Source organism: Ruegeria sp. AG7 (assembly GCF_056541545.1).
The window spans coordinates 1-820 of record NZ_JBQFYP010000056.1; the positions used below are offsets into that span (position 1 = coordinate 1).

Consider the following 820-nt stretch of genomic DNA (forward strand, 5'->3'; position numbering starts at 1 on the left):
ATGGCGGGCCAGGTATTGCCAAGTTGTTGCCGGCCGATTGTGAAGCATTGGAAAAGTAGGGTTATGCTGCCATTTCGGCGGTGTAAGCGGCCCAGAGACTGAACGCATCGTTGCGGGCATGGCGGTATGAGGTTGCGGTGAGTTGATAGCGGCGGGGACGGTATATCAGGTTGATCTGGTCATGCGCGGACAGAAACCTCTGAGCTTGTCGATGTGACTTGAACCGACCAAACAACTTCTCCCGCTTACGGGTCATTCTGTGCGAAACTTCGATCGCATTATTCAACCCTTTGTGGGCCCGGTGGTCGGCCTGTGGTGCCAAGGCGCTGACGGGCTTGATGTAGCTGCGCAACTTGTCTGTGATCACGACCCTTGGCTCACCAAACTGAGCGACCAATCTTTTGAAAAACCGCTTGGCCGCCTTTGCATTTCGCCGCGTTTGCACGAGGATATCGAGAACGTCGCCGTTCGCGTCGATGGCCCGCCACAACCAGTGCTTCTTGCCGCGGATCGTGATGACAACCTCGTCCATGTGCCATTTGTCGTTTGGCTTAGGGCGATCGCGCCGGATGCAGGCGGCAAAATGCGCGCCGAACCGATTAACCCAGAGCCGAATGGTTTCTCGGCTCACGATGACACCCCGTTCCGCTAAGAGATCTTCGACATCCGCAGTGCTCAAGGCAAACCGATGGTATGCCCAAACCGCGTAGGCAATGACCTCACGAGGGTAGCGAAAGCCCTTCAGACGCGGCATGCTGGATGGAATGTTCATTCATTGCATTTAGTCGTCGTCGAAATGCCAGACAACTTGGCAATACCG

The 820-nt window shown here is 55.7% G+C and carries 1 protein-coding gene; it reads right to left on the reverse strand.

Annotated features, from left to right (window positions below; genetic code table 11):
• Positions 1–61: 61 nt before the first annotated feature.
• A complete protein-coding gene (locus ACR0BF_RS20335) occupies positions 62–772 on the reverse strand; it encodes an IS6 family transposase (RefSeq protein WP_480608430.1) in 711 nt (236 codons plus the stop codon).
• Positions 773–820: the final 48 nt, after the last annotated feature.

Bases quoted from the DNA above. Each gene is read 5' to 3' on its own strand.
- ACR0BF_RS20335 (WP_480608430.1), bottom strand. From the start codon at position 772: ATGAACATTCCATCCAGCATGCCGCGTCTGAAGGGCTTTCGCTACCCT.